The organism is Edaphobacter sp. 12200R-103 (assembly GCF_010093025.1).
Lineage (GTDB): Bacteria > Acidobacteriota > Terriglobia > Terriglobales > Acidobacteriaceae > Edaphobacter.
In genome coordinates, this window is record NZ_CP048114.1 from 595485 (window position 1) to 619500 (window position 24016).

General features: G+C 58.4%; 25 protein-coding genes. 10 read left to right on the top strand and 15 right to left on the bottom strand.

The features are described 5' to 3' along the window. Positions 1 to 8 precede the first annotated feature (8 nt). Positions 9 to 1559: a SulP family inorganic anion transporter gene (locus tag GWR55_RS02525; RefSeq protein ID WP_162400855.1), complete on the top strand. Its 1551-nt coding sequence runs from the start codon at positions 9 to 11 to the stop codon at positions 1557 to 1559. A gap of 185 nt (positions 1560 to 1744) precedes the next feature. Here the strand turns inward: GWR55_RS02525 and GWR55_RS02530 are convergent, their stop codons facing one another. Both GWR55_RS02530 and GWR55_RS02535 read right to left on the bottom strand, forming a co-directional pair. Next, entirely contained in the window at positions 1745 to 2755 is a 1011-nt protein-coding gene (locus GWR55_RS02530; protein ID WP_162400856.1) for a tagatose 1,6-diphosphate aldolase, read from the bottom strand. A 167-nt stretch (positions 2756 to 2922) separates the two neighbouring features. Further along, on the bottom strand, positions 2923 to 3354 hold the full coding sequence (locus tag GWR55_RS02535; protein ID WP_162400857.1) for a DUF4440 domain-containing protein: 432 nt from the start codon (positions 3352 to 3354) through the stop codon (positions 2923 to 2925). A 51-nt stretch (positions 3355 to 3405) separates the two neighbouring features. Here GWR55_RS02535 and GWR55_RS02540 point away from each other — a divergent pair, with 51 nt between their 5' ends. Then, positions 3406 to 4128: a hypothetical protein gene (locus GWR55_RS02540; protein WP_162400858.1), complete on the top strand. Its 723-nt coding sequence runs from the start codon at positions 3406 to 3408 to the stop codon at positions 4126 to 4128. Positions 4129 to 4217: 89 nt separating this feature from the next. On the opposite strand, the gene lepB is transcribed toward GWR55_RS02540, so the two are convergent. Beyond that, a complete protein-coding gene (lepB, locus tag GWR55_RS02545; protein ID WP_162400859.1) occupies positions 4218 to 4979 on the bottom strand; it encodes a signal peptidase I in 762 nt (253 codons plus the stop codon). A 23-nt stretch (positions 4980 to 5002) separates the two neighbouring features. Next, on the bottom strand, positions 5003 to 5749 hold the full coding sequence (rph, locus tag GWR55_RS02550; RefSeq protein WP_162400860.1) for a ribonuclease PH: 747 nt from the start codon (positions 5747 to 5749) through the stop codon (positions 5003 to 5005). A gap of 301 nt (positions 5750 to 6050) precedes the next feature. Here rph and GWR55_RS02555 point away from each other — a divergent pair, with 301 nt between their 5' ends. From GWR55_RS02555 to GWR55_RS02580, 6 genes are all read left to right on the top strand, one after another. Beyond that, positions 6051 to 7613, top strand: a complete 1563-nt coding sequence (locus GWR55_RS02555) for a sigma-54 dependent transcriptional regulator (protein ID WP_162400861.1) — start codon at positions 6051 to 6053, stop codon at positions 7611 to 7613. Positions 7614 to 7689: 76 nt separating this feature from the next. Further along, on the top strand, positions 7690 to 7950 hold the full coding sequence (locus GWR55_RS02560; RefSeq protein ID WP_162400862.1) for a UBP-type zinc finger domain-containing protein: 261 nt from the start codon (positions 7690 to 7692) through the stop codon (positions 7948 to 7950). A gap of 69 nt (positions 7951 to 8019) precedes the next feature. Beyond that, complete coding sequence (locus tag GWR55_RS02565) at positions 8020 to 8241, top strand: CDGSH iron-sulfur domain-containing protein (protein ID WP_162400863.1); 222 nt, start codon at positions 8020 to 8022, stop codon at positions 8239 to 8241. A 107-nt stretch (positions 8242 to 8348) separates the two neighbouring features. Then, complete coding sequence (locus GWR55_RS02570) at positions 8349 to 10505, top strand: CocE/NonD family hydrolase (RefSeq protein ID WP_238398594.1); 2157 nt, start codon at positions 8349 to 8351, stop codon at positions 10503 to 10505. Between the two features lie 12 nt (positions 10506 to 10517). Further along, entirely contained in the window at positions 10518 to 11084 is a 567-nt protein-coding gene (locus GWR55_RS02575; protein ID WP_162400864.1) for an NUDIX hydrolase, read from the top strand. Beyond that, entirely contained in the window at positions 11084 to 11524 is a 441-nt protein-coding gene (locus GWR55_RS02580; protein WP_238398595.1) for a hypothetical protein, read from the top strand. The genes GWR55_RS02575 and GWR55_RS02580 overlap by 1 nt, the downstream gene beginning before the upstream one ends. Before the next feature lie 225 nt (positions 11525 to 11749). Here the strand turns inward: GWR55_RS02580 and GWR55_RS02585 are convergent, their stop codons facing one another. From GWR55_RS02585 to GWR55_RS02615, 7 genes are all read right to left on the bottom strand, one after another. Next, a complete protein-coding gene (locus GWR55_RS02585) occupies positions 11750 to 12019 on the bottom strand; it encodes an anti-sigma factor (protein ID WP_162400865.1) in 270 nt (89 codons plus the stop codon). Continuing rightward, a complete protein-coding gene (locus GWR55_RS02590; RefSeq protein WP_162400866.1) occupies positions 12010 to 12630 on the bottom strand; it encodes a sigma-70 family RNA polymerase sigma factor in 621 nt (206 codons plus the stop codon). The genes GWR55_RS02585 and GWR55_RS02590 overlap by 10 nt, the downstream gene beginning before the upstream one ends. An 81-nt stretch (positions 12631 to 12711) precedes the next feature. Further along, positions 12712 to 14256 carry a hypothetical protein gene (locus GWR55_RS02595; protein WP_162400867.1) on the bottom strand — a complete coding sequence of 515 codons (1545 nt, stop codon included), beginning with the start codon at positions 14254 to 14256 and terminating at the stop codon, positions 12712 to 12714. A 110-nt stretch (positions 14257 to 14366) separates the two neighbouring features. Next, entirely contained in the window at positions 14367 to 14873 is a 507-nt protein-coding gene (locus tag GWR55_RS02600; RefSeq protein ID WP_162400868.1) for a DoxX family protein, read from the bottom strand. Further along, complete coding sequence (locus tag GWR55_RS02605; protein WP_162400869.1) at positions 14870 to 15769, bottom strand: DNA-binding domain-containing protein; 900 nt, start codon at positions 15767 to 15769, stop codon at positions 14870 to 14872. The genes GWR55_RS02600 and GWR55_RS02605 overlap by 4 nt, the downstream gene beginning before the upstream one ends. Next, positions 15766 to 16626 (bottom strand): DUF692 domain-containing protein, encoded by an 861-nt coding sequence (locus tag GWR55_RS02610; RefSeq protein WP_162400870.1) that lies wholly within the window; start codon positions 16624 to 16626, stop codon positions 15766 to 15768. The genes GWR55_RS02605 and GWR55_RS02610 overlap by 4 nt, the downstream gene beginning before the upstream one ends. Positions 16627 to 16715: 89 nt before the next feature. Next, entirely contained in the window at positions 16716 to 17003 is a 288-nt protein-coding gene (locus GWR55_RS02615) for a hypothetical protein (RefSeq protein ID WP_162400871.1), read from the bottom strand. A gap of 160 nt (positions 17004 to 17163) precedes the next feature. Between GWR55_RS02615 and GWR55_RS02620 the strand changes: the two genes are divergently transcribed. Then, complete coding sequence (locus GWR55_RS02620; RefSeq protein WP_238398596.1) at positions 17164 to 18780, top strand: AsmA-like C-terminal region-containing protein; 1617 nt, start codon at positions 17164 to 17166, stop codon at positions 18778 to 18780. A gap of 127 nt (positions 18781 to 18907) precedes the next feature. Here GWR55_RS02620 and GWR55_RS02625 read toward each other — a convergent pair whose 3' ends face one another. The 4 genes from GWR55_RS02625 to GWR55_RS02640 form a co-directional block, all read right to left on the bottom strand. Next, the gene (locus tag GWR55_RS02625) at positions 18908 to 20149 is read right to left on the bottom strand and encodes a VWA domain-containing protein (protein WP_162400872.1); all 1242 of its coding nucleotides are present in this window, start codon (positions 20147 to 20149) and stop codon (positions 18908 to 18910) included. A gap of 208 nt (positions 20150 to 20357) precedes the next feature. Continuing rightward, entirely contained in the window at positions 20358 to 21881 is a 1524-nt protein-coding gene (locus GWR55_RS02630) for a sigma 54-interacting transcriptional regulator (protein ID WP_162400873.1), read from the bottom strand. Positions 21882 to 22336: 455 nt separating this feature from the next. Then, entirely contained in the window at positions 22337 to 23053 is a 717-nt protein-coding gene (locus GWR55_RS02635) for an MgtC/SapB family protein (RefSeq protein WP_162400874.1), read from the bottom strand. 19 nt (positions 23054 to 23072) lie between these two features. Beyond that, complete coding sequence (locus GWR55_RS02640; protein WP_162400875.1) at positions 23073 to 23384, bottom strand: tetratricopeptide repeat protein; 312 nt, start codon at positions 23382 to 23384, stop codon at positions 23073 to 23075. A gap of 90 nt (positions 23385 to 23474) precedes the next feature. Between GWR55_RS02640 and GWR55_RS02645 the strand changes: the two genes are divergently transcribed. After that, positions 23475 to 23996, top strand: coding sequence for an acyl-CoA thioesterase (locus tag GWR55_RS02645; protein WP_162400876.1), 522 nt, complete (start codon positions 23475 to 23477; stop codon positions 23994 to 23996). Positions 23997 to 24016: the final 20 nt, after the last annotated feature.

Genomic DNA, 24016 nt, shown 5'->3' on the forward strand with positions numbered 1-24016 from the left:
AGAAAATCATGTCGACCACACGTCATCACATTCGGTCAGAAACGAATGCAGAGAATAATGCGGCTTTCGGGCGCGATTTTTCCGCATCGCTCGTCGTTTTTCTAGTCGCCCTGCCGCTTTGCATGGGAATCGCTCTGGCCTCGGGAATGCCCCCCGCCGCAGGCCTGGTAACGGGAATGATTGGGGGCCTGGTAGTAGGGTTCCTCGCCGGACAACCTTTGCAGGTCAGTGGCCCCGCCGCAGGCCTCGCGGTCATCGTATTTGAATTGGTGCGGGAGCATGGGATTGCCGTGTTGGGTCCGCTGCTGATGATTGCGGGAGCAGTGCAGCTGGCGGCAGGTTTGCTGAAAACGGGCCGCTACTTCCGAGCCATCTCTCCTGAGGTCATTCACGGCATGCTGGCAGGTATCGGCGTGCTGATCGTCATTCAGCAGTTTTACGTGGTTCTCGATCGTTCGCCCCGGCACAACGGGCCGGAGAACATCATGGGGATGTGGGACGCTATATTTGGCGGTCTCTTTCCCCTGAATGGAAGCAGGGAAGAGGCCGCAGCCCTTGTCGGTGTGACCACAATGGCGGTCATGATCCTTTGGGAGAGGTTCCGCCCCGTCAGGCTGAAGCTGGTTCCGGGAGCGCTGCTGGGGATTGCCTCGGCGACCGCGCTGGCCCAGTTTCTTCACCTCGGGGTCAACCGCATCAAGGTTCCCGACAATCTGCTCCAGATGATCTCGCTTCCCAATCTCAGTTCTCTTCATGGAATGACGCTCTCCTCGATTGTCGGCACGGCTTTCGCTCTCGCCTTCATCGCGAGTGCAGAGACCCTGCTGTCCGCCGCGGCGGTCGAACAGATGCAGAACCGCTGCAAGACCAACTATGACCGCGAATTGGCGGCCCAGGGAGTCGGCAATCTGCTCTGTGGTTTCGTCGGTGCGTTGCCGATGACCGGCGTTATCGTACGCAGCTCGACCAACGTGCAGGCGGGAGCGCAGTCGCGCCGCTCAGCGATTCTGCATGGTGTCTGGATGCTGGCCTCGGTCGTCGTGTTTGCATCCGTCCTGCGCCTCATCCCTACAGCCAGCCTGGCGGCTGTGCTGATCTTCGTCGGCATCAGGTTGGTAAAGCCTGCAGAGGTCAGAAAGCTGGCGCGCTTTGGACGAGTCCCCGTGCTGATCTACTTCGCTTCCATGCTGACGATCGTCTGCACGGACCTGTTGACCGGCGTGATCGTGGGCGTGTCCTTGTCGCTGCTTCGCCTGCTCTATACGGTTGCGCATCTTGAAACGCGGATCGAGGACCAGAACGGAGAGACGCATGTTCATCTCTCCGGCATTGGCACCTTCGTCTCCATCCCCAGGATCACTCGCGCTTTGGACCAGATCAAGCCGGACACCCCCATGGTGCATGTCCATTGCGGTGAGCTCCGCTACATCGATCATGCCTGTATCGAGGTGATCGAGAGTTGGACCGAGCGCCTGGAGCAGAACGGACAAGCCGTCAACATCGAGATGGAGAAGCTCCATCTACGATATCGAGCTCGCGTAAGCGAGACGCTGAGCTGAAAAGTTTGATTTTTCGCAGGAGCGGGGCTGCAATCCCGTCGGCCCCGCTCTTTTTTTTGAGTTTTTGTAAGAGGTTGTACCGAGAAGCAGTTGAACTACAGACGATGCAGTAAAACCCAAGTAAAAAGAAAAAAGCGGCGGCCCTCTAAAAGGGGCCGCCGCTTTGATTTTGGTTCGTGCCGGCTTCAGCCAAGCTCGTCCATGCTCTTGGCGTCGAACTTCTCATACCAGGGGCTGGCCGCCTTCAGAGCGTTATTGACATTGGTGATGTTCTCTACGCCCTTCGTCTCAAGCCAGTCGCGGAATGCTTTGGATCCCTTGGTGGCAAAGATGGGAATTCCGTCCTTCCAGGTCGCGCGCCCGCAGAGTACTCCATTGAACTTGGTCCCCGACTCGGCGGCAAGCTCCAGGGTCTCGATAAAGACCGGATTCGAAACACCTGCGGAGAGATAGATGAACGGCTTATGTGTCATCGCTTCGGCATCGCGGAAGTGTTGCAGGGCCTCAGCGCGTGTGTAAGCTCTCTCTCCCTTGAACGACCGGGTTCCCTCAACGTAAGACATCTCGATGGGGACCTCGACCTTGAGGACGTCGACGTTATAGCGAGCCTTTCCGAACTCGGCCATGGAGCCGGAGACGACCTCGGGCTTCTTCTTCGCATAGGCAAGCGACTTCTCGTCACCACCCTCGGCGTCATAACCCACCGTCTCCAGGAAGAACGGAATGTCATGCGCCAGGCACTCGTCCCCGATACGCTCAACCCAGGCATGTTTGTGATCGTTGATCGCAGTCTTCTCGTAGGGAGTGTAGTAAAGAAGAATCTTGATGCAGTCAGCGCCCGCCTCTTTCAGACGGCGTACGCTCCACAGGTCGAGCAGATCGGGCAGGCGTCCTGCGGTGGTAGCGTCGTAGCCAGTCTTCTCGTAGGCGAGAAGGAGGCCCTTGCCGTTCCTCACCTTGGAGGCAGGCAGACCGTACTCCGGGTCAAGCAGAATGGCCGAGGCGTGGCGAGTAAGGACGTCGGTGACATCGACCTTGAACTCTTCGAGATCCTGAGCGTTCGCGGCTGCTCCCCGCTCCTTGGCCAATGACTTTTGGAGGGAGCCGCGCTGGTCCATGGCGGCGGCGGCGATAACGCCACGAGCGTCGGATACGGCTTTCAGTCCGGCAAGTTTCCCTGGGGTCAGCTTCGACATTTGTGCTTATTCTCCTGAGGTTTAATCTTTGTTGGGCCATTTTACACACCGGATGAGAACTCTGGCCGAATGTCTCTGCAGAGTCGCCTCCCCGTCGATTTTTATGCAAAATCTTTTAAAGCTAAAAAGATTTCAGAGGCGAACTTCCAGGAAGAGACGGCCTTTCTTTAACTCTCTCCAGACTCCGGCAGTGGGGCACCCTCGACCAGTGTGCCCTGGTGAAAGAGAATCTTCCATCCCTCCACCGTCTTCTTCCAGAGCGTCGTGCGGCGGCTGATGCGCGGAGCATCCGTGATCTCCTGCCGAAGCACGTAAGAGAGCAGCCAGGTATCCGCACTGACGCGCAGGAGGTGGAACTCTGAGGTTCGAAAATGGTCCGGTTGAGGTTCGGGCGTGCTAAAACGTGCTTCAAGTGTCCGGATGATAAAGTCGCGGGAGTAGAGACGGCCTGAGACTCCGATCTCAAAGAACTCAGGGGCCATCATGGAATCAATGTCTGCGTGCGTCGGCAAGCGGCCCGAAAGACCTTCGAACCGGTGAAAGATTGGTTCGAGCGAGATGAGCTGAGAGAGGATATCGGCATCGATCTCTGCATGCATAGATGGGATGATACCTGTGGGACAGGTTTTCAGGCTTTCCAATGGGGGACCATGACGATGAAGAACAGATGGAAGAGGATTGGGATGGCGGCGCTGACCGCAGCAACTGGGACGGTCGTCTGCTACGCCCAGGATGCGCCCGCACATCCCAGGCAGGCAGTGCCCACCAGCCTGGTGGTTCATGGCTATGATGGACAGGTCCCGGTGATCCAGCGCAACGGTCACGCCTACGTTGAGGTGGAAGGTCTTGCTCGTATTACGGAATCCAGCCTGAGCTTTCAGGGAAGTCGCATCGTCCTGACCCTGCCGCAGACGGTTCCTCCCGGCGTTGCGCCCACCTCCCCGGCGACGCCCCCAGTGCCGGCGCAGGAGGAGAAGGGGTACTCACGCGAGTTCCTGCGGGCCGCAGTCGAGGAGATGAGCGTCATCCGCGAGTGGAGAAGCGCAATCGAGAATGCCATTCGCACCAATAATCCCGTGGAACAGAGCTGGGTATCGAACTACCGGACCATCGCGGACACCAGGATGGAGATGGCTTCTGCCTCCACGACGACCGATGCCGACCGGCAGGCGCTTGCTCTGCTGCAGAATGCCAAGGGGATGATCCAGCAGTTGAGCGACCGCTTCCTGTCCATGCGATCGAACCTGAGCTATGTCTCTCCGGATTCCCTCGCCAATGACCCGCTGGATAAGAAGATTCTCGCCTGCGCTCAGGGAGTAGCCGGGCAGGCTGTTCCCGGAGGACAGTTCCAGGACGTAAGCGCCTGCCATTGAGGAGGTGACCGTCTTTTACCGTATCGACGAGGCACGAAGCGGTAATGCGACGAGAAAAACGCAGTCGCGATGACACTTCTAACTGTGGGTTACCGGATCGGTTTGAAGGTGCGGTTCCATCGGGTTTCATCGAAGAGATGAAGTGTCTGGTGGAGGGCGAAGGTGGAGCAATCGGAGAGGGAAGTTTTGTATTCCTGGTCTTCGGGGGTTTTGAAGGACCAGTAGATGAAGAGGGGGCGCCCGATGAGGTTGGCGCGGGGCACGAGCCCCCAGTAACGGCTGTCGTAGCTGTTGGTGCGGTTGTCGCCCATCATGAAGTAATAGCCGGGAGGGATGATGAGGTCTTCTCCCTGAATGTGGGTGGGGAGATCGACGGACCAGGAGGCGAGGACGTCGCGGCCCTGGTCGGCGGGGATGGCGGGGAACTCGTCGTTGTAGGGATCGTAGTTGGCCGCGGTGGGTTGGGCGGCGTAGGGCTCGTGCAGGACAATGCCGTTGCGATAGACGATGCCGTGGCGAAGGTGGATGCGATCGCCGGGAAGTCCGATGACCCGCTTGACGAGGATGTCGTGGTTGCCGCTGGCGTTGGGCGCGGGCCGCCAGAAGACGATGGGCTCATCGTGATGGAGTTGGCCGTAGGGAAGAAATCCAGCGAGAGGGGAAGAGGGCGCGAGGGAGACGCGCTCAACGAGGACGTGATCGCCGACCAGAAGGGTGCTCGCCATGGAAGCGGAGGGGATGGCGAAGTTCTGGAAGAGGAAGGTCATGATGAAGAAGGCGACGGCGAAGGTCGAGGAGAACGAGGCCAGATCCTGAAGCCGGGTGGTGGGCTTTTCTTTTGGGTTCTTCATCAATGGGGATCCTCTTGCAAGATTTAGAGGGCGGTGGCGAGGGCGGCCTTCTGGGCGGCGAGGAGCTCGCGGATGCCCTTTTCACCATAGTCGAGCATCTCGTTGAGCTGCTGACGCGAGTAGGAGTCTTTCTCGGCGGTGGCCTGGGTCTCGACGAGGCCGCCGTCGGCGAGCATGACGACGTTCATGTCGACGATCGCGCGCGAGTCCTCCTCGTAACAAAGGTCGAGCAGAACATTGCCATCGACGATGCCGACAGAGGTTGCTGCAACCATCTGGCGAAGCGGAGAGGCCTTGAGCGTTCCGGCTGCGACCAGCTTCTCAAGCGCGATCGCCAGGGCGACACAGGCACCGGTAATAGCTGCGGTACGGGTTCCTCCATCCGCCTGCAGAACGTCGCAATCCAGGATGATCGTCCGCTCTCCCAGTGCCTTCATATCGACCACCGAGCGCAGGCTGCGGCCTATCAGCCGCTGAATCTCATGGGTTCTCCCGCCGATCTTTCCCCGCTCGGCCTCGCGAGCCGTGCGGGTCAGGGTGGCACGGGGCAGCATGCCGTATTCGGCTGTCACCCAGCCGCGGCCGGAGTTGCGCAGCCATGCAGGGACACCCTGCTCGACCGAAGCGTTACATAGGACGCGGGTGTTTCCCGCTTCGATCAGGACAGAGCCCTCGGCCATGGCGACAAAGCCTGGAGTGAGGCGGATGGTTCGCAGGGAATCGGCAGGCCGGGCATCGGGACGAAAGAGTTCAGGTGGTGCAGCAGGCATTCCGCGATTATAGACGGCCTTCCCGCGGGGCTTCCCGAAACGGGAACCCGGTTCCAGTTCGGGAAGCCATCAGGCGCCGCTTAAATCAGGGACTTCGTCGGCCTCAAGGGCTCTTATGGCCCATTCTGGGAATATCCAGAAGTTCCGAAGTTGTGTTGTCCTTGACGGGATATCACGAGCTGTCCAGTGTTGCTCTATGTAGATCAATGACTTAGCTGAATCTTCCCAGTTTGGCACAGCACGTGATTACAGAAGTGCAATCCGTTGCATATCGCGCTTGAAATTTGAATGGGAGCGAAGAATGACCGTAGCAGAGCAGAGCAGGACCATACGGCAGTCAGAGGTGGAACCGTCCGCAGCAGCGCGGACCGCAGTGATCGAAGCGGCGCAGAAGTCGCCCCGAACAGAGGTCGCGGAGGAGAGCGAGGGAGTCAGGATCCAGGGGCTGCATGTCCTGGTGGTCGATGACGACGCTGCGGTCCGCCAGACCTGCAGCACTATTGCGGAGAAGATGGGCTGTGCGGTCGTTGGCGCAGGCACAGTCACCCAGGCGAGAAGGGTCCTGAAGAACAGGAAGGTCGATGTGGTGCTGCTGGATCTGAAGCTCCCCGACGGCGGAGGCCTGGCGCTGCTCGAGCAGGTGAACGCGCTCTATCCGGATACGGCGGTCGTGGTGATGACGGCCTTTGCCACGGTCTCCTCGGCGGTCGAGGCCATGCGTATCGGAGCGCGAGACTACCTGACCAAGCCGTTCGCGCTTGAGGAGCTGACGACGGTGCTCGAACGGGCCAGCCAGAGAGTCCAGTTTGACTGTGAGAGCCGTCAGTTGCGGGAGAGGTTGCGGGCGCAGGAAGACACCAACGGCCTGGTAGGCAAGTCCCCGGAGATGGAAAAGCTCTATCGCATCCTCTCCAAGGTGACGTTTTCGACGCATCCGGTTCTCATTCTGGGCGAGAGTGGGACGGGCAAGGAGCTGGTCGCGCGAGCCATCCACTTCAACGGCCCCAATGCGCAGAGGCCCTTTCTCCCGGTGGACTGCGGATCGCTGGCCCCTTCGCTCATCGAGAGCGAGCTGTTTGGCCACGTCAAAGGAGCATTTACCGGAGCCGATCGAGCAAAAGAAGGGCTTCTGACATCGGCCGAGGGCGGCACGGTCTTTCTGGACGAGATCGGTGAGCTTCCTCTGGATCTGCAGGCCAGGCTGCTGCGCGCCCTCCAGGAAAAAGAGGTGCGTCCTGTTGGCGCGACGCAGGCCAGACCCTTTTCTGCGCGCGTACTGGCGGCGACCAACCGTGACCTTGCCGGTATGGTCGAGCAGGGCAAGTTCCGCAAGGACCTGTTCTTTCGATTGAACGTGGTCAACCTTCGGATTCCTCCCCTTCGAGAGCGCAGGGGAGACATTCCTTTGCTGGCGATGCACTTTCTGGAGAGAATGGAGAAGCAGACTGGTACGGAGCGTACGCTTTCGGACGATTCCCTGCGGCTGATGGCGGACTACGACTGGCCGGGCAACGTGCGCGAGCTGGAAAATGCGATCGAACGCGCCTGCGCTCTTTCGAGCGGTCCGGTGCTTCATCTCGGCGACATGCCGACGCAGCTTCAGGATCTGAGTATGCATCGGGCCGCTGAGGCTGCGGCTGAGAGCCTGTCGGCTCAGGCGGAGCTGGATACAACGGCTTCGCACGGCCCCGGCGAGATCGTCTCTATCGCTGAACTCGAGAAGCAGGCGATCCTCAACACGATCCAGCAGCTCAATGGAGACAAACTGCTGGCAGCCAGGCTTCTGGGTATTGGCAAGACTACCCTCTACCGCAAGCTGAAGGAGTATGGGATGGTCGATCTGCAGGGGGAATCGACGGATTAGAGGCGCTCCGGCGGCTGGCGCGCACCGCTCTCCTCGTTTGCGCTAGGATCGGAGGAGAGTGCGTTGGAGGGAGTACATGGTGTGTAAGCATCTGGACCAGGTTCGCGATGTAAAGCCTTCATCCAAAGGTTGTGAGGACTGTCTGAAGATCGGAGGTCGCTGGGTGCATCTGCGAATGTGCCAGATATGCGGGCACGTGGGCTGTTGCGATTCATCGCCCAACACGCATGCGACCAAGCACTTTCACGCGACGAAGCACCCCATTATGCGCTCAGTCGAACCGGGAGAGGACTGGGGATGGTGCTACGTCGATGAGGTGGAGCTGGACTTCAGCTAGGGTGTGTGAGGCGCTGCGTCGGGTTTGCTATGCTGGGCTCATCCTTCTCAAAGAGAGTGAGCTACACCAATGGCAGATGAGGCAGTAAAAATTACGGTTCGCCCGAACGGTCCGTTGCGGGTCGAGGGTCCAATCTCCCTGACAGACGCGGATGGAAGACACTGGGACCTGACGGGCAAGCCCGCGATCTCCCTTTGCCGCTGCGGCGCCAGCGAAAAGCGTCCGTTCTGCGACGGTTCCCATAATCGCATCGGGTTTCAGTGCTCGGCCTCGCCGGCGCTTCTGACTTAAGATCAACAGAATTGCCGCCGTCTGTCCTGTCTCGACGCGTGAGAGCAGGGCGGAGGCGGCATTTGCCTCTTCTGGGTACCGGCTGAGCTGCTTTGAGGATCGTCAAGATGAAGCATTTGACCTGGTCGAGAGTGATAGTGGCGCCTGCGGTTCTCCTGCTGGCTGTCTCCATGGCGTGGGCGCAGGACCATACGGCAGATCTTCAGGCTGTAACGCTTCCGGCAGAAAAATTGAGCGAATACATTGGCCAGTATCGTGGCTCCGTCGAGCCCGACGTGGTCAATGCCATCACGCTGAGCAATGGCAGCCTGTACGCCGAAGGCGAGCGTATGCCGCGGATTCAGCTGACCCCGGAGTCGCCCGATCACTTCTTCGTGCCGGGAACTCCCCTGCGGGTTACGTTTACCCGGGACGCCCATGGAACCGTGACCGGGCTGACGACCACGGTCACAGGCTCCAATGGAAACGCCGTCAACATGGTTCGGTTCAGCGACAGGCCCGCGGAGCTGAATCATTTTCGTGACTATACCCGCAGCGAAGAGATGGTTCCCATGCGCGATGGCGTCAGGCTGCATCTGGTCATCCTGCGGCCGGAGGGATCGGAGAGTGATGGTCCTGCTCTGCCATTTCTGATGGAGAGGACTCCCTACGGTGTGGACGGAGAAACCTCGACCAGTGTGAATGCCTCCAAGCCGGAGCTGGCGCGGAGTGGATACATCTTTGTCTTCGGAGATATTCGCGGACGCTATAAGTCGGAGGGCCAGTTTGTGATGAACCGGCCCATTGTCGAGCACAGGACGAAGAAGGATATCGACGAAACGACCGATACCAACGACACGATCGACTGGCTGCTGAAGAATGTTCCCAACAACAACGGCCGCGTGGGGGTATACGGTATCTCATATCCCGGCTTTCTTTCGATGATGGCGGGGATCGACGCGCATCCGGCGGTGAAGGCCATCTCTCCGCAGGCCCCGATGACGAATATCTGGATCGGCGATGATTTCTTTCACAATGGAGCCTTTCGCGAGAGCTACGGCTTCGACTATGTGCAGCAGCTCGAAGGCCAGAAGACCGATGTGCGGGTTCAGTCGAGCGAGGATACCTACGACTTCTTCCTCCAGAATGTGAACTTCGCCGGAGCTGCCAAAAGCGCGGGCATGAGCAAGCTGCCGACTGCGAAGGCGTTTCTGTCGCAGCCCGCATACACGAAGTTCTGGCAGGCGATGGCGGTTGAGCCGCATCTGACGAAGGTGGAGGTTCCCACGCTTGAGGTGGGAGGCTGGTGGGACCAGGAGGACATGTGGGGGCCACAGGCCGAGTATGCTGCGCTGGAGCCGCATGACAAAAACCATGAGGTCTTCCTCGTGCTGGGACCGTGGAACCACGGAGGATGGGTGCCGACGACGCGGCATCTGGGCGCGGTGGACTTCGGCTCTGCCACCGGTGAGACCTATCGCAAGACGATCGAGGCGCCCTTCTTTGAGAAGTACCTCAAGGACCGCCCCGGCTTCGACCTGAAGGACACGGCGAGCTTCCGCACCGGCGTAGACAAGTGGGAGCGGTACGATGCATGGCCGCCGAAGGTGGGATTCAAACCGGCAAAGCTGTATCTGGCAGCGGATCACGGCCTGAGTTTCGAGCCGCCTGCGACGGAAAACAAAACCGAGTATGTGGCTGATCCGGAGAATCCCGTTCCTTACAGGCACCGGCCTATCCAGGCGACCTATGGCAACGGATCGAAGTGGCGAACATGGCTCGCGGAAGACCAGCGTTTTGTGAGCGGACGTAAGGATCTCGCGAACTTCACAACTCCGCCGCTCGATCATGACGTTACAGTCACCGGAGATGTACTAGCCGATCTGTTTGCTTCGACCACCGGCAGCGACGGCGACTGGATCGTAAAGCTGATCGACGTCTATCCCGATGACGCTCCTGATGGGATGAGCGGATACCAGCTGATGATTTCAGACGAGATCCTTCGTGGACGCTACCGCAACAGCTTCGAGAAGCCTGAGCCTGTAAAGCCCGGCGAGGTGACGGAGTACAAGTGGAGCCTGCACGGCGCCGATCATACCTTCCTGAAGGGACACAGAATCATGGTCCAGGTGCAGTCAAGCTGGTTCCCCCTCTACGATCGCAATCCGCAGACCCGGGTTCCAAACATTATGATGGCACCTGCAAGCGCATATAAGGCGCAGACGATTTCGATCTATGAGTCGTCTAAATACCCGTCGCACCTTGAGTTCGAGATGCCGGAGTAGACAGGAGAGAGTTTGTCGATCAAAACCATCAGCAGCCGCGAGGTCTACCGCAATCCGTGGACCAGCGTGCGCGAGGATGTGATCGAGCGCGCCAACGGCCAGCGAGGCATCTACGGCGTGGTCGACAAGGACCCGGCTTCGATCATCATTCCATTCGAAAAAACCGAGGAGGGCGAGTTCCTCTACCTGATCGAGCAGTTCCGTTACACGGTGGGCGGCCGTTTTGCCGAATTTCCTCAGGGAGGGTGGGAGCAAGCCGATGTCGTTCCGGAAGAGCTGGCGCGTGGGGAGCTGCGCGAAGAGACGGGACTCGAAGCGGAACGGATGACCCTGCTTGGAACCCTGCAGATCGCCTATGGCGTGATGAACCAGAGACACTACATCTTTCTGGCAGAGGGATTGAAGCAGGGAAGCCCCGATCCGGATGTGGAAGAGCATGACCTGGTCGTGCGGCGGGTTAGTGTAACTGAATTCGAGCGTATGCTGCTCGCAGGCGAGATCGTCGACAACTGTTCGGTCGCTGCCTGGGGGTTGTATAAAGTCTGGCTTGAGCATGACCGGCCAGCTAGGCAGGGCTGATGGTTGAGCAGGGCAGAGACGAACATCTTGAGAGCGCGGAGACGACAGAACGCACCCTGCGTTGGGCGAACGTAGGTAGCGCATCCTTCGCGCTATTGCAAAGCATATGCGCGGCGGTGCTGGCGATCAGCGGTCTCCGTGTTTTTATCGGAGTGAGCGCGCTGGTGATGGCGGGAATTCTTCCGCCCCTGGAAAAATTTCATCAGGATGCCATTCGTATTCCCATGATGATTCTGGCGTTGGCTGGAGCTGTTGCAAATCTCTATTCCGTATGGAGAGTCCGCTCCCTGCGGGCGCGTCCCGCGGCGCAATGGAGAGCGCGTCCGGTCTCGCCGAATAAGATCCGGGCAGAGCGGACGCAGATTGCCCTCGCGGTCATCACTCTGGTTTTGCTTGTGGTCGAAGGGACTCTCCATCTCAAGCTCCACGGGCACCTCTAGGGTTTTTGCCGCTGCTAGAGCCGCAAAAGGGCGTCCTCCAAAAGGTCGCCCCAAAGAAGCACGTCTTCTAAAAAGAGCCGTCCTCCCTAAAGGCCGTCATCCTGAGCAACGCGAAGCATCCCTGTATTCTGCCTGTGGCGCCCGCGATGCTCCGGACAAAATCAGGGATTCTCGGCTGCGCCTCAGAATGACGATCGTATCTCAGTTTCAGAATAACGAGTTACGTCAAGAGGATTCTGGCTCGGAGTCTGGTGGTGGACTCTCCAGCATCACCCGTTGCAGTCGTGCATGAAGACGCTCGCTGTACCCGACAGGAAGCTCGAAGACGCGATCATCCGCTGTGAGGACGAGGATGTTACGCGTCGAATCCAGAATGGCCGAGCAGATCTCGCAGTGTTCCAGGTGCCGTTCCACATCAAGACGAGTCTCCTCGTCGAGCGTGTTATCCAGGTAGCCGGAGATGTATTCCCAAACATGGCGGCAGTTCAGAACCATGGGAACCTCCTGCGGCGCTTCGTCTCCGTGGCACTGGTGAGCTGTGGCGCAAGCTGTTTCTGCAGCATCATCCGTGCACGATGCAGCCTCATCTTAACCGAGGCGATGGTAATTCCCAGCGTCTCGGCGGTCTCCTTCACATTACGTTCTTCAATCTCGCGAAGCATGAAGACCTCACGATAGTGGAGCGGAAGTGCCTCAAGGGCACGGCGAATGATGGAGCGAATCTCCTGGCGTTCAAGGCTCTCCGACGGGATCTCGCGCCAGTCGGTAAGCTGCGCTGGAACGACCGGACCTTCCTGGTCGTCGATGGAATCCGTGAGCCCTGGCTGTTTCCGGCGCAGACGCGCGCGAGCCTCGTTGAGCGCGATGGCGATCAGCCATGTACTGAATCGGGCTTCGGAACGGAACCGCCCCAGGTTGCGATAAGCCTTGATGAACGCCTCCTGCGCGACGTCCTCCGCGTCCGCCTCGTTGCGAAGCATCGAGAGTGCCATGAGGTACACACTACGCTCATAGGGGCGAATCAGCTCATGGAAGGCATCCGTCTTGCCGCCCAGAATCTCCGCAATCAGGGCGGTCTCGTCCCTCTCTTTATCCTGGGACTGCATCTGCCTCCGACGGCCTTCTATTCTGGAGTGGAAAAGCTCGTTGTTCCATAACAAATAACTCAAATGTGCGGAGATGCAGGATTATTCTTCGCCCGATGCGTGAGCGTCGCGTTGATGAACTTCTGCACACAGTTGGGATTGGTCGGTTTTTTTCAACATCAGATAATGGCGATCATGGCTGTTTACATTCTGAAAGTCGATGACAGCGCATTGCGACCAGTCATCGAGACTCAGGTGAGAGCTGAGCGATCGCAACTGGTTGCTGGTCAAAAAGAGAGCTTTGGGTTTTGCCTCCGCGCACCGCTGGTAGCGCAGATCGGGCGGCAGGGCAGCAACTGCGCGGCCGTTCACCAGGCCGTCAACATCGCAGATGTTGCCTTGGCTGAAGTAGCTGATGAAGCCCACGTCTCCCGCAACGATCGTCTCTCCGCGAAGAGATGCAAGTCCACTGTTGCGCATCTGTAAAAATGTTTTGGATCGGCCCATCATGGCGTGAAATCCATACCAGGCATCCATCGGTATGATAAGGATCGCGAGCAGGACATAGGCGTAGGTGAAAGCGGTGATGGAACGCGATGCTGGAGCCGGAGCCGGATATTCCCGCTCTAATTCTTCAAGTTCGAGGATATTCCAGACGCTGCTGAATACCAGCGGCCATAGGATATAACGGATACCTTGGATGGCTTGTCCGCGCACGCACGCCAGCACCAGAATGATCCAGTAGCTTGCATTGGCGATCGCCCATGAGAAGAATCGGTCTTTAGAAACACCCCTTTGCGTCATCTTGCGCAGAACGATCACAGCTGAGGCGATGGCAATAATCGTCGTACCGATTCCAAGCATGAACGAGCTGATCGTGACATGGATTACGCCGAAGATGGGAACGATAGATGGCCGGCCGCTCTTTGCCAAAGCGGTATCGGGAAGAAGGTGTCCAAAGCGTAGGGTGATGACGGCCATCACGATCACCGTGCCCGTCAGCAGCGCGAGGGCTCGCCCAACAGCCTGTCCCCGGCTGGCAGAAGAGAAAAGTATCTGTGGTCCGCACAAAAGAAGCCCGACGAGACATGCGAGCATCACCAGTTCAATCCGCATCAGCACGAGAGCGGCGCCAACGACTGGCAGTGCAAACCATCCCCAGGCGGAAGTGGTCTGCGCGCGAGCTATTTTATGGCTGAGAATGGCCACCCACGTGATAAGCAGGAGAGTCAGGCTCGTCTCCATTCCGTCGGTCAGCCATCGAATGGCCATCGGCGTAAGAAAGCCAATCAGAAGCGCGACCGAAAGACGCTTTGCCCATACGCTCGTTTTGAGCCGGCAGCTGATAGACCATAGCGATGCGAGCAAGCCGAAGTAGGCGCAGATCGAAACGATCTTCGGCAGCAGCGGACTGGTCGTCAGGCCCCGCAGGAACGCAAGCAGGCTTACATACAAGAGGCTTGAAGTTCCATAATCCGGATGGACTCCATCGTACGTGATGAGATGGGTTGACCGTAGAAACTCCGCATATCGCAGATGGATCAGAGCATCATCCAACATGGCGTACCGGGTGGTGAAACAGGCCCATGCAAGCCACACAATCACGAAAAACAACCATGTTGTCCGGCTTAAAACCAGTCTGCGCATACGAAAGACAATAGCATATCGATACAAAATTCAAGGGACACAGCATTGGTGCAGTCTATGGGGCGCCCTGCTTTGCTTCAGGTACATGAAAATTCTTCCCCTCGCGATGTTCAGGCTCTAAGGCGGCTTGCTTCACCTGGATTCGATCGGAAAAACGAATGCTCGGTAAGCATGAGATAGTCCAGCGAAAACATGCCTGGTCCAAACGCCACGATCAGCAGAGCCGCAAAGAGGAAGGTAAATGGATCGGCGGCGTAGAACTTGCCCGGATCCGAGAACACCGCGAGCAGCGCCTCACGGTCGGCAGTCCAGTACGCCATGAACATCGAGCAGCTCAGCATCAGCGAAACAGGTCGCGACAGCAGACCCACGATGAGCAGCATTCCTCCAAAGAACTCCAGCCCGGAGACGAAGTGCGCATTCAACGCAGGGAAGGGAATGTTAAGTGACGTGAAAAAGTCCACAACCCGCGCCTGATTGCGCAGCTTTCCCAGCCCCGTCTGAACGAGCTGCCATCCCCAGTACAGGCGGATCGCAAGCAACAACGGGGAACAGAGTAGATCGGCCACACGGCAGAAGAGATCATGGAGGTATGCCAGGCGTTTGAGCGGGTTCATCGTGACTCCATCGTGCGGGGAATGCAGAGCCAGCCCATCTGCATCAGGTAATGAAAGGATGACTGAATGTGCGCCGCTCGATCGCCTTCCGAGAGCGTGCTGGCCGCAAATGCGGCTTCGATAGCTTCACCGAGAGTGTCGCCCCGCTCCAGGGCGCGCAGCAGAAGATAATCCTCCCGCGAGAGGCGCTTGTAGTAGACGGAGTCCTCAAATCGATGGACCGCAAGGTAGATGTGCCCTGGCGCCGGCTTGAGCGAGCGCGTGCGACGGACCAGGTGCATGCTGACCGCATTCGACGCCTGCGCTCCTGCCCCCTGAGACGCATCGCGGACGGCGATCAGCGCATCATCCACTGCGCTTGGGGCCTCCAGCAGGCGAAGATATGGCTGCAGTTCCAGGTGCGAACCGTCGTTCAGTTCGGCAATGTCGTTCGCTGTCAGGGGTGTTCGTCGTTCATTATCGAACGCCTCAATGTGCGCCCACTCCAGTGCGGCCATGGCCACCGCGTCAGGCGTAGACGGAGCAGTGTACTGCGGGTTCTCCTTGAGCCACTCCACCAGTGACGATCCCAGGTTGCGCAGCGTAAAGGACCGCGAAGGGTGCGCCTCAAGGTAGGCGCGCATCAGCTTCTCAAAGTTCCGGCTCCCCACGATCGACTTCAGGCCGGGAAAGTCTTCTTCGAATGAAGAAAAGAGACGGAACCAATACTGCCGGTTGTAGATCTCGAGCCGTTCAAAGGAACTGAGGCGGTCATTGGGCTTGATAAAGGAGGACGCCTCTTTATCGACGGAACGGTTTTCGGCATCGCGCCTGCGCATCTGTTCATCTCGCGTCAGCGGACGCATCACGGCTGCCGCCATGCGCCGTTGCAGCTCGTGCAGCTCCGGCGCGTTCATGCTGTTACCGCCAACGCGGGCTTTTCCTGAGGATTCAGATAGCGATTGGCCTTCAGGGCCTCTGCATGAACTTCCTCAAATGAGGGAATGGAGTCGTCCCATTCCAGCAGCGTCGCCGTTGGCCCGCAGCGTTCGATGGCCCGTGCGTACAACGCCCAGACCGGATCGAGGACCGGGTGATCGTGTGTATCGAGGATGTACTTTTCGAACTTCGAGTGGCCTGCAATATGGATCTGCGCGACACGCTCGGCGGGCACGCTGTTCACATACGTGAACGGATCGAAGTTGTGGTTCTGTGAAGAGACGTAGATATTGTTGACGTCCAGAAGAATGCCACAGTCGGCCTGCTCAACGACTTCGTTGAGAAACTCCCACTCCGTCATCTGCGAGACGTGAAACTCCGCATAGCTGGAGACGTTCTCGACAGCAATCGGAACTTCCAGAAAGTCCTGTATCTGGCGAATCTTCTCAGCCGTGACCTTAACGGCCTCAAACGTGTACGGCATGGGCAGCAGATCGTGGGTGTAGGTTCCATCGACTGACCCCCAGCACAGGTGATCGGACAGCCACGGCGTTTTGGTGCGGCGGACCAGCGACTTCAGCCGTCGCAGATGCTCGCGTGACGGGGGTTCCGCGGAACCGAAGTACATCGAGACCCCATGCTGCACAACGCGGTACTGCTCCAGGATGCTGTCGAGAACCGTCAGCGGGCGCCCGGCGTCGACCATGTAATTCTCTGAGATGATCTCGAACCAGTCGACGACCGGCTTCTTTTCCAGAATGTGGCGGTAGTGCGGAACGCGCAGTCCGATACCCACTCCGTAGTCGCTGAATCCGTTAAATCGATTTGCCGGCATTGCCTTAAACCTCGTGCAAACGTGCGCCCGGTGCTGTATCGCCGCCGCGATCGCCGCTTGCGCAGGCGATACAGCACACCGTTATCGCATTAGTGCTTCTTGGAGCCGTCGGTGGCGCAACCGCCCTTGCCCTTGCAGCTGTTCTTGCCCTTGCAGCCGTTGTCGCCAGCTTTGCATCCGCCCTTACCCTTACAGTCATTCTTCCCTTTACAGGAATGCTTGTCTGTATCCTGGGCCATCATCGATGAACCGAGCATAGCCTGTCCCATCTGAGCGCCATCGTGATTGATAGAGGCAGCGTGGATCGGAACGGCTGAGCCGCTCAGAAGTCCCGTTACGGCCGCACTTAACATCATTGCCTTGAAAGAGTTCTTCATGGAGTCTCCTTGAATTCAGGGGCAAGCTGCGTTCCCTGTATGACCCGTTAGATACGGGGTAAGCAGAAGGGTAACAGCTTTCAGGGGTTCAATTTGTTACGGAAATGTTCGAGGGCTGCTTTCTGAAGACGAGGGAGAGCATCCGTGCATCCAATGCGTTGTGGACGACTCGAAGCAACACACAAATAGCACGTTAACTTCTTCCCGCCGTCATAAGCGGGGAGTTTGGGGCTGGATCGCCATCTCGGCCCTGCTTGTTGTCGTTGGCATGGCTGCTGCCCTGGAGATTTTGCTTCACCGCGCCGACCCCATCCTGCGTGGCAGAATCGTCGAGACGCTCAGCACCCGTTTCGATAGCCGTGTCGATCTGGATGGCTTCCACGTGTCCGTCCTCAAAGGGCTTGAGGTCTCCGGCGATGGCCTGCGCATCTTCCCTCCCGACGATGTGGTTGCTGCCGGGGCGACGGAGCCGCTTATCGCGCTCAAACATTTCTCGTTCCATGCCAATGTCCTGGGCCTGTTTCAGAAGCCGATGCACGTCGGGACGGTGAAGGTCGAGGGCATGACGATCAGCGTTCCGCCAAAGGAGGCGCGACGTCAGGCGCCAAAGAGCGATCGCCATATCGGTAAGATCAAGATCGTCGTCGATCAGATCGAATGCGATGATTCCAGGCTCATCATCGGGACCGCCAAGCCCGACAAGGAGCCCAAGGAGTTTTACCTGCGCCATATCGTGATGCACAACGTAGGGCCGAATAGTCCGTGGCGATATGACGCTACTCTTGTCAATGCCATCCCCACGGGAGAAATTCATGCGGTCGGGACGTTCGGGCCGTGGGTGAATGAGAGCCCCGGCGATTCCTCGGTAACGGGCAAGTACACCTTCGAGCATGCGGACCTGAATACCATCAAGGGAATTGCCGGAATTCTCTCATCGACCGGAGAGTTTACCGGACAGCTGAATCGGATTGTCGTCGATGGAACGACGGACGTTCCTGACTTCTCGCTCGATACCGCGAACCATCCCGTCCCGCTCTATACAAAGTTTCATGCCATCGTCGACGGCACCAGCGGAGACACCTATCTGCAGCCGGTCGACGCAAAGCTGGCCGAGTCCGAATTCACCTGCAAGGGCGAGGTGATCAATATCAAAGGCAAAGGTCACCAGATCAATCTGGATGTCATCGTTCCAAACGGAAAGATTCAGAACTTCCTCGATCTTGCGGTAAAGCAGCAGCCCGCGATCATGACAGGCCGTTTGAACATGAAGACGAAACTCTCCATTCGGCCTGGAGACGACAGTGTCACTCAAAAGCTCGGACTGAATGGACAGTTCACGCTCCGATCCATTCACTTCGTCAATCCGGAGTGGCAGGACAAAGTCGACATGCTAAGCCTTCGCGCTCAGGGAAAGGCGAAACAGGCCAAGCCAGGTGCGGAAGACGTTCATTCGCGTATGGTGGGCAACTTCCGCATGGGCGCAGGTAGGCTGCGATTTAGCCGTCTGGATTACGATCTACCCGGTGCCGACATCAATCTCGCAGGAGTCTATTCCCTCGATGGCAACGAACTGGACTTCAGCGGCAAGGTCCGCACCAAGGCTGCACTTTCCAATATGGTGGCCACGTGGTGGAAGTCATGGCTGCTGAAGCCGGTGGATCCTTTCTTCCGCAAGCACGGCGCCGGAGCCGAGATCCCCATCAAGATCAGCGGCTCGAAGGGCTCACCCAAATTCGGACTCGATCTCCATCACAAAGACAACGAGAAAGGGAACTGATCCGCCATTAGAACCGTCATTCTGAGGCGCAGCCGGAGAATCCCTGTATTTCGCCTGTACGGCCCGCAGACCTTCATCGCAGACAACAGAACCTGATCTTGCGGTTCGAGGTCGTAAGAATCCGGAATTAATGGACCGTCTTCATCCGCCGCGACATAAAGTCCATCAGAAGATAATTTCCAAGAGTCTGCGGAGTCGTGAAATACGCCTTGCCGCGGCACATCGCGCTGACCTTCTGGACAAACTGCATCAGGATGAAATCGTTGGCCAGCATAAACGTATTGATCATGATGCCCGAGCGCTTGCACCGGGAGACCTCTTCGAGCGTCTCTTCGATCACCAGCGGATCCAGCCCAAACGCATTCTTATAAATGCGCCCGTCTGGCAGTGATAGTGCCGATGGTTTACCGTCCGTGATCATGACGATCTGCTTCATGTCCTTGTTCTGCCTGGCCAGAATGCGCTGAGCCAGCCGCAGCCCATCCCGCGTGTTGGTATAGTGCGGCCCAACCTTGACGCGCGACAATTGTGAGACCGGAATCTCCTCGGCAGTGTCATGAAACAGAACAAGGTTCAGCGTGTCGCCGGGAAACTGCGTTCGGATCAGGTGTGAGAGCGCCATCGCCACTCGCTTGGCGGGTGTAAAACGGTCCTCGCCGTACAGAATCATCGAGTGCGAGCAGTCCAGCAGCACGACGGTAGCGCACGAAGACTGGTAGTCCGACTGGTGTACCTGCAGATCGGAGTACTCAATATTCAGAGGCCGGTGCTCCTCCCCCTCTACCGCTGTTCCGATCCCCTCGCGCGCAAAGACGCTTGAGAACGTCGCCGTGACATCCAGGTTCAGCGTGTCGCCAAACTCATACAGCTTCGACGATCCGTTGATCTCCACGCCTGCAGCCTCGTGCCGTGTGTCGTGACGCCCGAACTGCGACTTTCCCAACGGGCCCAGCAGGTCGCGCAGAGCCTTGTAGCCGAGAAAATCCATGCCTTTGTCGGTCACCTCAAAGCGGGCATTTTCGTCCGCCTGCCCAAAATCTCCCTGGCCCTGCTCCGGGCTCTCGGCATTGATGAAGTTCTGGTCCTGCATCTTCTGGATGATCTTGTCGACCAGCTCTTCGACCTGATCTTCGCTCAGAGTCTCGAACTTCTCCTGCGCCTCTTCGTCGAAGAGCTCGCCGGATTCAAGCGCCTGACGAACCGCATCCCGCAGACTCTCCATCGTCTGGTCATTGAATTCGCGGAAGTTCGAGTAGGGGTCGTTGAAACCGGAGTCCAGCAGGAAATCGGAGAGGGCCTGCATAAGATCCTCAAGGTCAAAGCTCGAGGAAAGATCGCCGGTGAACTTCGTATAGCGGACGCGCTTCATAGGAGGTCCCCTGAAATCATTCTAGCCTCTTTTCACAGCGACAAAGCCCATGAAGGAGCTGTCATTCCGACCGAAGCGTAGCGGAGTGGAGGAATCCGCTTCTCTCCCGAAACGCTCGTGCCGGGAGAGAAGAGTGGCCGATCCCATTCGACTTCGCCAGGGATAGGCTCTCCTGGCTTCAAAGACGGCAGATGGGCCGATCCCCACCCTAGTTGAAGCCCCTGCGCGTGCGATTGCGCGTGTTGAACTCTTCCTCCTGCTCGCGCTCCCGCATCCGTTCTGCAAACTGCGTCGCCTGGTCGAGCCGCTGCTTCTTCTCGGCCGCCGTGAACACGCGCTCTTCCGCGCGGCTGATGCGCTTGTGTGCGGTCATGCCTTCCAGCAGAAACTCGGCTCCGCTCACGGTGACCTCCGCACCTGCTTCCCCGTCGATCTTCAGAGGTGAAAGCTTTTCGAGCAGTCCCTGAATCTGCTTCAACTCCGCCAGCGATGCCGATGCAGGCTGCGTATCGTTCAACTGCACCGTACCGCCCAGGTTGAACCATTCTTCAATCTGCTGTGTGTCGGTTCCAGCGAAGTATTTGTCGAAGACCTGAGCAACCGCAGTGCGAATGATCTCGCGAATGACGGTATCGGCGCCGCGCATCTCGCCTTCGTACTCCAGCTCCACCTTGCCCGTAATACCTGGCAGCGCAGCATAGATGTCGCCAATGCGGGGTACGACCAGTTTTTCGCCGTGAATCAGCGCACGCCGCTCCGCATTCGACAACACCAGCTCCATCGTCGTGATGGGCAGGCGTTGCGAGACCCCCGAGCGCTTGTCGACCTTCTTGTCTTCACGCGCCGTAAAGGCGATCTGCTCGATCACCTGCCGTACATAGTGCGGAATCTCGATCTTGGTCGCCGGGCGCTCCGACCATGCTTCCTGCGCCGTAATGCGGATGCCTTCTTCAATATCCTCGGGGTAGTGCGTGCGAATCTCCGAGCCGATACGGTCCTTCAGCGGAGTGACGATCTTCCCGCGAGCCGTATAGTCCTCCGGGTTCGCGCTGAAGACGATGGCGACGTCGAGCGGCAACCGCACGGGGTAGCCCTTAATCTGTACATCGCCCTCCTGCATGATGTTAAACAGCGCCACCTGGATCTTGCCCGCGAGGTCCGGAACCTCGTTGATCGCGAAGATGCCGCGGTTGGCGCGAGGTAACAGGCCATAGTGCATGGTCAGCTCCGAGCCCAGGTCCTGGTTCGACCGTGCCGCTTTGATCGGGTCGATATCGCCGACCAGGTCCGCAACCGTCACGTCCGGGGTGGCCAGCTTCTCGACGAAGCGGTCTTCCGGGGTCATCCAGGCGATGGGCGTCTCATCTCCGTGCTTTGCAATCAGGTCACGCGAATACCTGCTGATGGGTGCGTAAGGGTTATCCCGAACCTCTGAACCCGCCACATACGGAGTATGCGGATCGAGCAGGGTCGTCAGAGCGCGCAGGATACGCGACTTGGCCTGGCCGCGAAGTCCCAGCAGGATGAAGTTGTGCCGCGACAGGATGGCATTCACAATCTGGGGAACAACCGTATCCTCATAGCCGACGATTCCCGGAAAGATGGTCTCCCGTGCGCGCAGTCGAGCAATCAGGTTTTCACGAAGCTCGTCCTTGACGCTGCGGGCTAATCGTTCGGGGGAGTATTCGCTCTTACGGAGCTGGCCGAGGGTCGCGGGAAGAGAAGTCGCCATATCCAAGTATAGAACCCCCAACCACGGCCACGCCTTAGGGTGTGGCCACATATGTTGAATGCGATCATGGCCACCCCAAAATGCCCCATGGCAGTCGATTCGGAGTACTCACTATCTGGTCTTCCCCAGGAAGGTGTCATCCTGAGCGAAGCTCGAAGCTTCGCGCGGTCTTATCGCGGGAAACGTAGTCGAAGGATCTGCGGTCTGCCGGCCGGGCAACCATTCCGGACCGCAGATTCTTCCCCTTCGACTGCGCTCAGAGCTGGCTTTTCCGCGCTAAGGAACCTCTGATTTAAGTCCGGTTTTATTAAGGGTACGGCTTCAGCCGTGCCGCAAGTGATTTGCTTGCAATGCGGCTTTAGCCGCTGAGGGATGTTTGGAGACTTACAAACCTTCCCTAACGCTCTCCGCTCAGGATGACACCCACGGAAAGCAGGTCTATCTGTCAATGCGCCTCAGCAGCGCCAGCGGAGCGAACAGACAGGATAGCTCCCGGTCAATTCCCGGATTGCACTCGGCGTATCCGGGTGGCTATGACCTGTCTGCGGCCAGCGCACTTCGCATTCGATCGAATACAAGGCGGACTGCCGGTAGAGCGCGTTCCAGTTCCGCACCTCATATCCTGCCAAAGCCAGCTTCTCCCGAAGCTGCGCCTCCGTCGGCCTGGGGCGATCGGGCAGCGGATTGTCCTCCCCGAGTTCCAGGGCGATAAATCCGCTTCGACGGGTCGGAATATGCATCTCTACCCACTTCAGGACCCAGAGAATAAAGAGGGCCAACCCGCTGGCTGACAGGGCCAGTTTGAGCTGTCCTCCACCGAACAGCAATCCCAGCACTGTCACAAACCACATGGTGGCCGCCGTGGTGACCCCATAGACCAGCCCGTCTTTTCTCAGAATGGCTCCAGCGCCGATAAAACCGATGCCCGACAGGATGCCCAGAGGAAGCCGCATCAGGTCCAGGACGACAAACGAGTCGGGCCTCTTCCCGGTCGTATCCATCAGCTGGTTGGCCTGCAGCATCGCCAGGGTGGCGGCCAGGCACACCAGCATCGTGGTTCGGATTCCGAGCGATTTCCCGCGCTCGTCCCGGTTATAGCCAATCAGAAAACTGGCGATGGCCGCCAGCAGGACCCGAATCGCGATCTGTTCCCAGGTCAAAGTAACCGGCATGTCCTGCTTAGATGTGGAATCAGCGCCTTAGGTCTTCCCGCAGGGCCTCCATCTCGGCCAGCGCATGCTGGTTGCCGGTACGGTTCGCAGCCGCAATTCCGCTGTGCAGGCGTTCCAGCGCCTCCTCCGTGCGTCCCTCCTTTGCCAGCGTCTGTGCCGACATCTGGTAGGCGGGAACGTAGTCCGGGTTGTGCTGAATCAGGGTGGCGAATTCGATCAGCGCAGACTTTACATCTCCTCCGGCCAGATGGGCCATGGCCAGGCCATAGCGGGCAAACGCGTCTTTCGGATTCTGCTCAAGTACCTGGGTGAGAAGGGCAATCCTATCCATAGCTTCGATGTTCTGCTGAGGAGCATACGATTGGCAAGCGCCGGTGCCTCAGCTCTGCTTCATGGACTCGCACGGATTACACTGAAAGAAATGAGCGAAGTCGTCCTGGCAAGAACCGTAACCGAGTCGCAGTCCGAACGCAGCGAGATTATCTTTCCCTCCGATGCCAATGCCCTGGGCAATCTGTTTGGCGGCCGGCTGATGCAGTACATCGATCTGGTTGGTGCCATGGCTGCCAGCCGCCACGCCAGAGCGATCACGGTGACCGCCAGCATGGATCACCTGGACTTTCTGGCGCCCGTTCAGGTGGGAGACCTTCTGATCCTCAAGTCCAGCGTCAACCGGGCCTATCGCACCTCCATGGAGGTCGGAGTCAAAGCTATGGTCGAGGACGTTCGGCACAACCGGATGCGTCACGTCTCCTCCGCCTATCTGACCTATGTGGCGGTGGACAAGGATGGAAGCAGGATCGCCGTCCCTCAGGTGATTCCGGAGACCGAGCACCAGAAGCGTCGTTACGAGGATGCGGGCCGCCGCCGCGAGATGCGCTCCGGCGAGACGCTTCGCAAAAAAGAGATGCGTGCTGCGCTCGGCGACGAGTGGCACGTCTGAAGATCGATTCAGGGAAGGAT

Coding starts and splice junctions, on each gene's coding strand:
- GWR55_RS02565 (WP_162400863.1), top strand. CDS start 8,020: ATGGCAGATGAGGCAGTAAAAATTACGGTTCGCCCGAACGGTCCGTTG.
- GWR55_RS02610 (WP_162400870.1), bottom strand. CDS start 16,626: ATGCCGGCAAATCGATTTAACGGATTCAGCGACTACGGAGTGGGTATC.
- GWR55_RS02540 (WP_162400858.1), top strand. CDS start 3,406: ATGACGATGAAGAACAGATGGAAGAGGATTGGGATGGCGGCGCTGACC.
- GWR55_RS02590 (WP_162400866.1), bottom strand. CDS start 12,630: ATGCAGTCCCAGGATAAAGAGAGGGACGAGACCGCCCTGATTGCGGAG.
- GWR55_RS02580 (WP_238398595.1), top strand. CDS start 11,084: ATGGTTGAGCAGGGCAGAGACGAACATCTTGAGAGCGCGGAGACGACA.
- GWR55_RS02555 (WP_162400861.1), top strand. CDS start 6,051: ATGACCGTAGCAGAGCAGAGCAGGACCATACGGCAGTCAGAGGTGGAA.
- GWR55_RS02525 (WP_162400855.1), top strand. CDS start 9: ATGTCGACCACACGTCATCACATTCGGTCAGAAACGAATGCAGAGAAT.
- GWR55_RS02570 (WP_238398594.1), top strand. CDS start 8,349: ATGAAGCATTTGACCTGGTCGAGAGTGATAGTGGCGCCTGCGGTTCTC.
- GWR55_RS02535 (WP_162400857.1), bottom strand. CDS start 3,354: ATGCATGCAGAGATCGATGCCGATATCCTCTCTCAGCTCATCTCGCTC.
- GWR55_RS02640 (WP_162400875.1), bottom strand. CDS start 23,384: ATGGATAGGATTGCCCTTCTCACCCAGGTACTTGAGCAGAATCCGAAA.
- GWR55_RS02635 (WP_162400874.1), bottom strand. CDS start 23,053: ATGCCGGTTACTTTGACCTGGGAACAGATCGCGATTCGGGTCCTGCTG.
- GWR55_RS02585 (WP_162400865.1), bottom strand. CDS start 12,019: ATGGTTCTGAACTGCCGCCATGTTTGGGAATACATCTCCGGCTACCTG.
- GWR55_RS02600 (WP_162400868.1), bottom strand. CDS start 14,873: ATGAACCCGCTCAAACGCCTGGCATACCTCCATGATCTCTTCTGCCGT.
- GWR55_RS02530 (WP_162400856.1), bottom strand. CDS start 2,755: ATGTCGAAGCTGACCCCAGGGAAACTTGCCGGACTGAAAGCCGTATCC.
- GWR55_RS02615 (WP_162400871.1), bottom strand. CDS start 17,003: ATGAAGAACTCTTTCAAGGCAATGATGTTAAGTGCGGCCGTAACGGGA.
- GWR55_RS02595 (WP_162400867.1), bottom strand. CDS start 14,256: ATGCGCAGACTGGTTTTAAGCCGGACAACATGGTTGTTTTTCGTGATT.
- GWR55_RS02625 (WP_162400872.1), bottom strand. CDS start 20,149: ATGAAGCGCGTCCGCTATACGAAGTTCACCGGCGATCTTTCCTCGAGC.
- GWR55_RS02645 (WP_162400876.1), top strand. CDS start 23,475: ATGAGCGAAGTCGTCCTGGCAAGAACCGTAACCGAGTCGCAGTCCGAA.
- GWR55_RS02605 (WP_162400869.1), bottom strand. CDS start 15,769: ATGAACGCGCCGGAGCTGCACGAGCTGCAACGGCGCATGGCGGCAGCC.
- rph (WP_162400860.1), bottom strand. CDS start 5,749: ATGCCTGCTGCACCACCTGAACTCTTTCGTCCCGATGCCCGGCCTGCC.
- GWR55_RS02630 (WP_162400873.1), bottom strand. CDS start 21,881: ATGGCGACTTCTCTTCCCGCGACCCTCGGCCAGCTCCGTAAGAGCGAA.
- GWR55_RS02560 (WP_162400862.1), top strand. CDS start 7,690: ATGGTGTGTAAGCATCTGGACCAGGTTCGCGATGTAAAGCCTTCATCC.
- lepB (WP_162400859.1), bottom strand. CDS start 4,979: ATGAAGAACCCAAAAGAAAAGCCCACCACCCGGCTTCAGGATCTGGCC.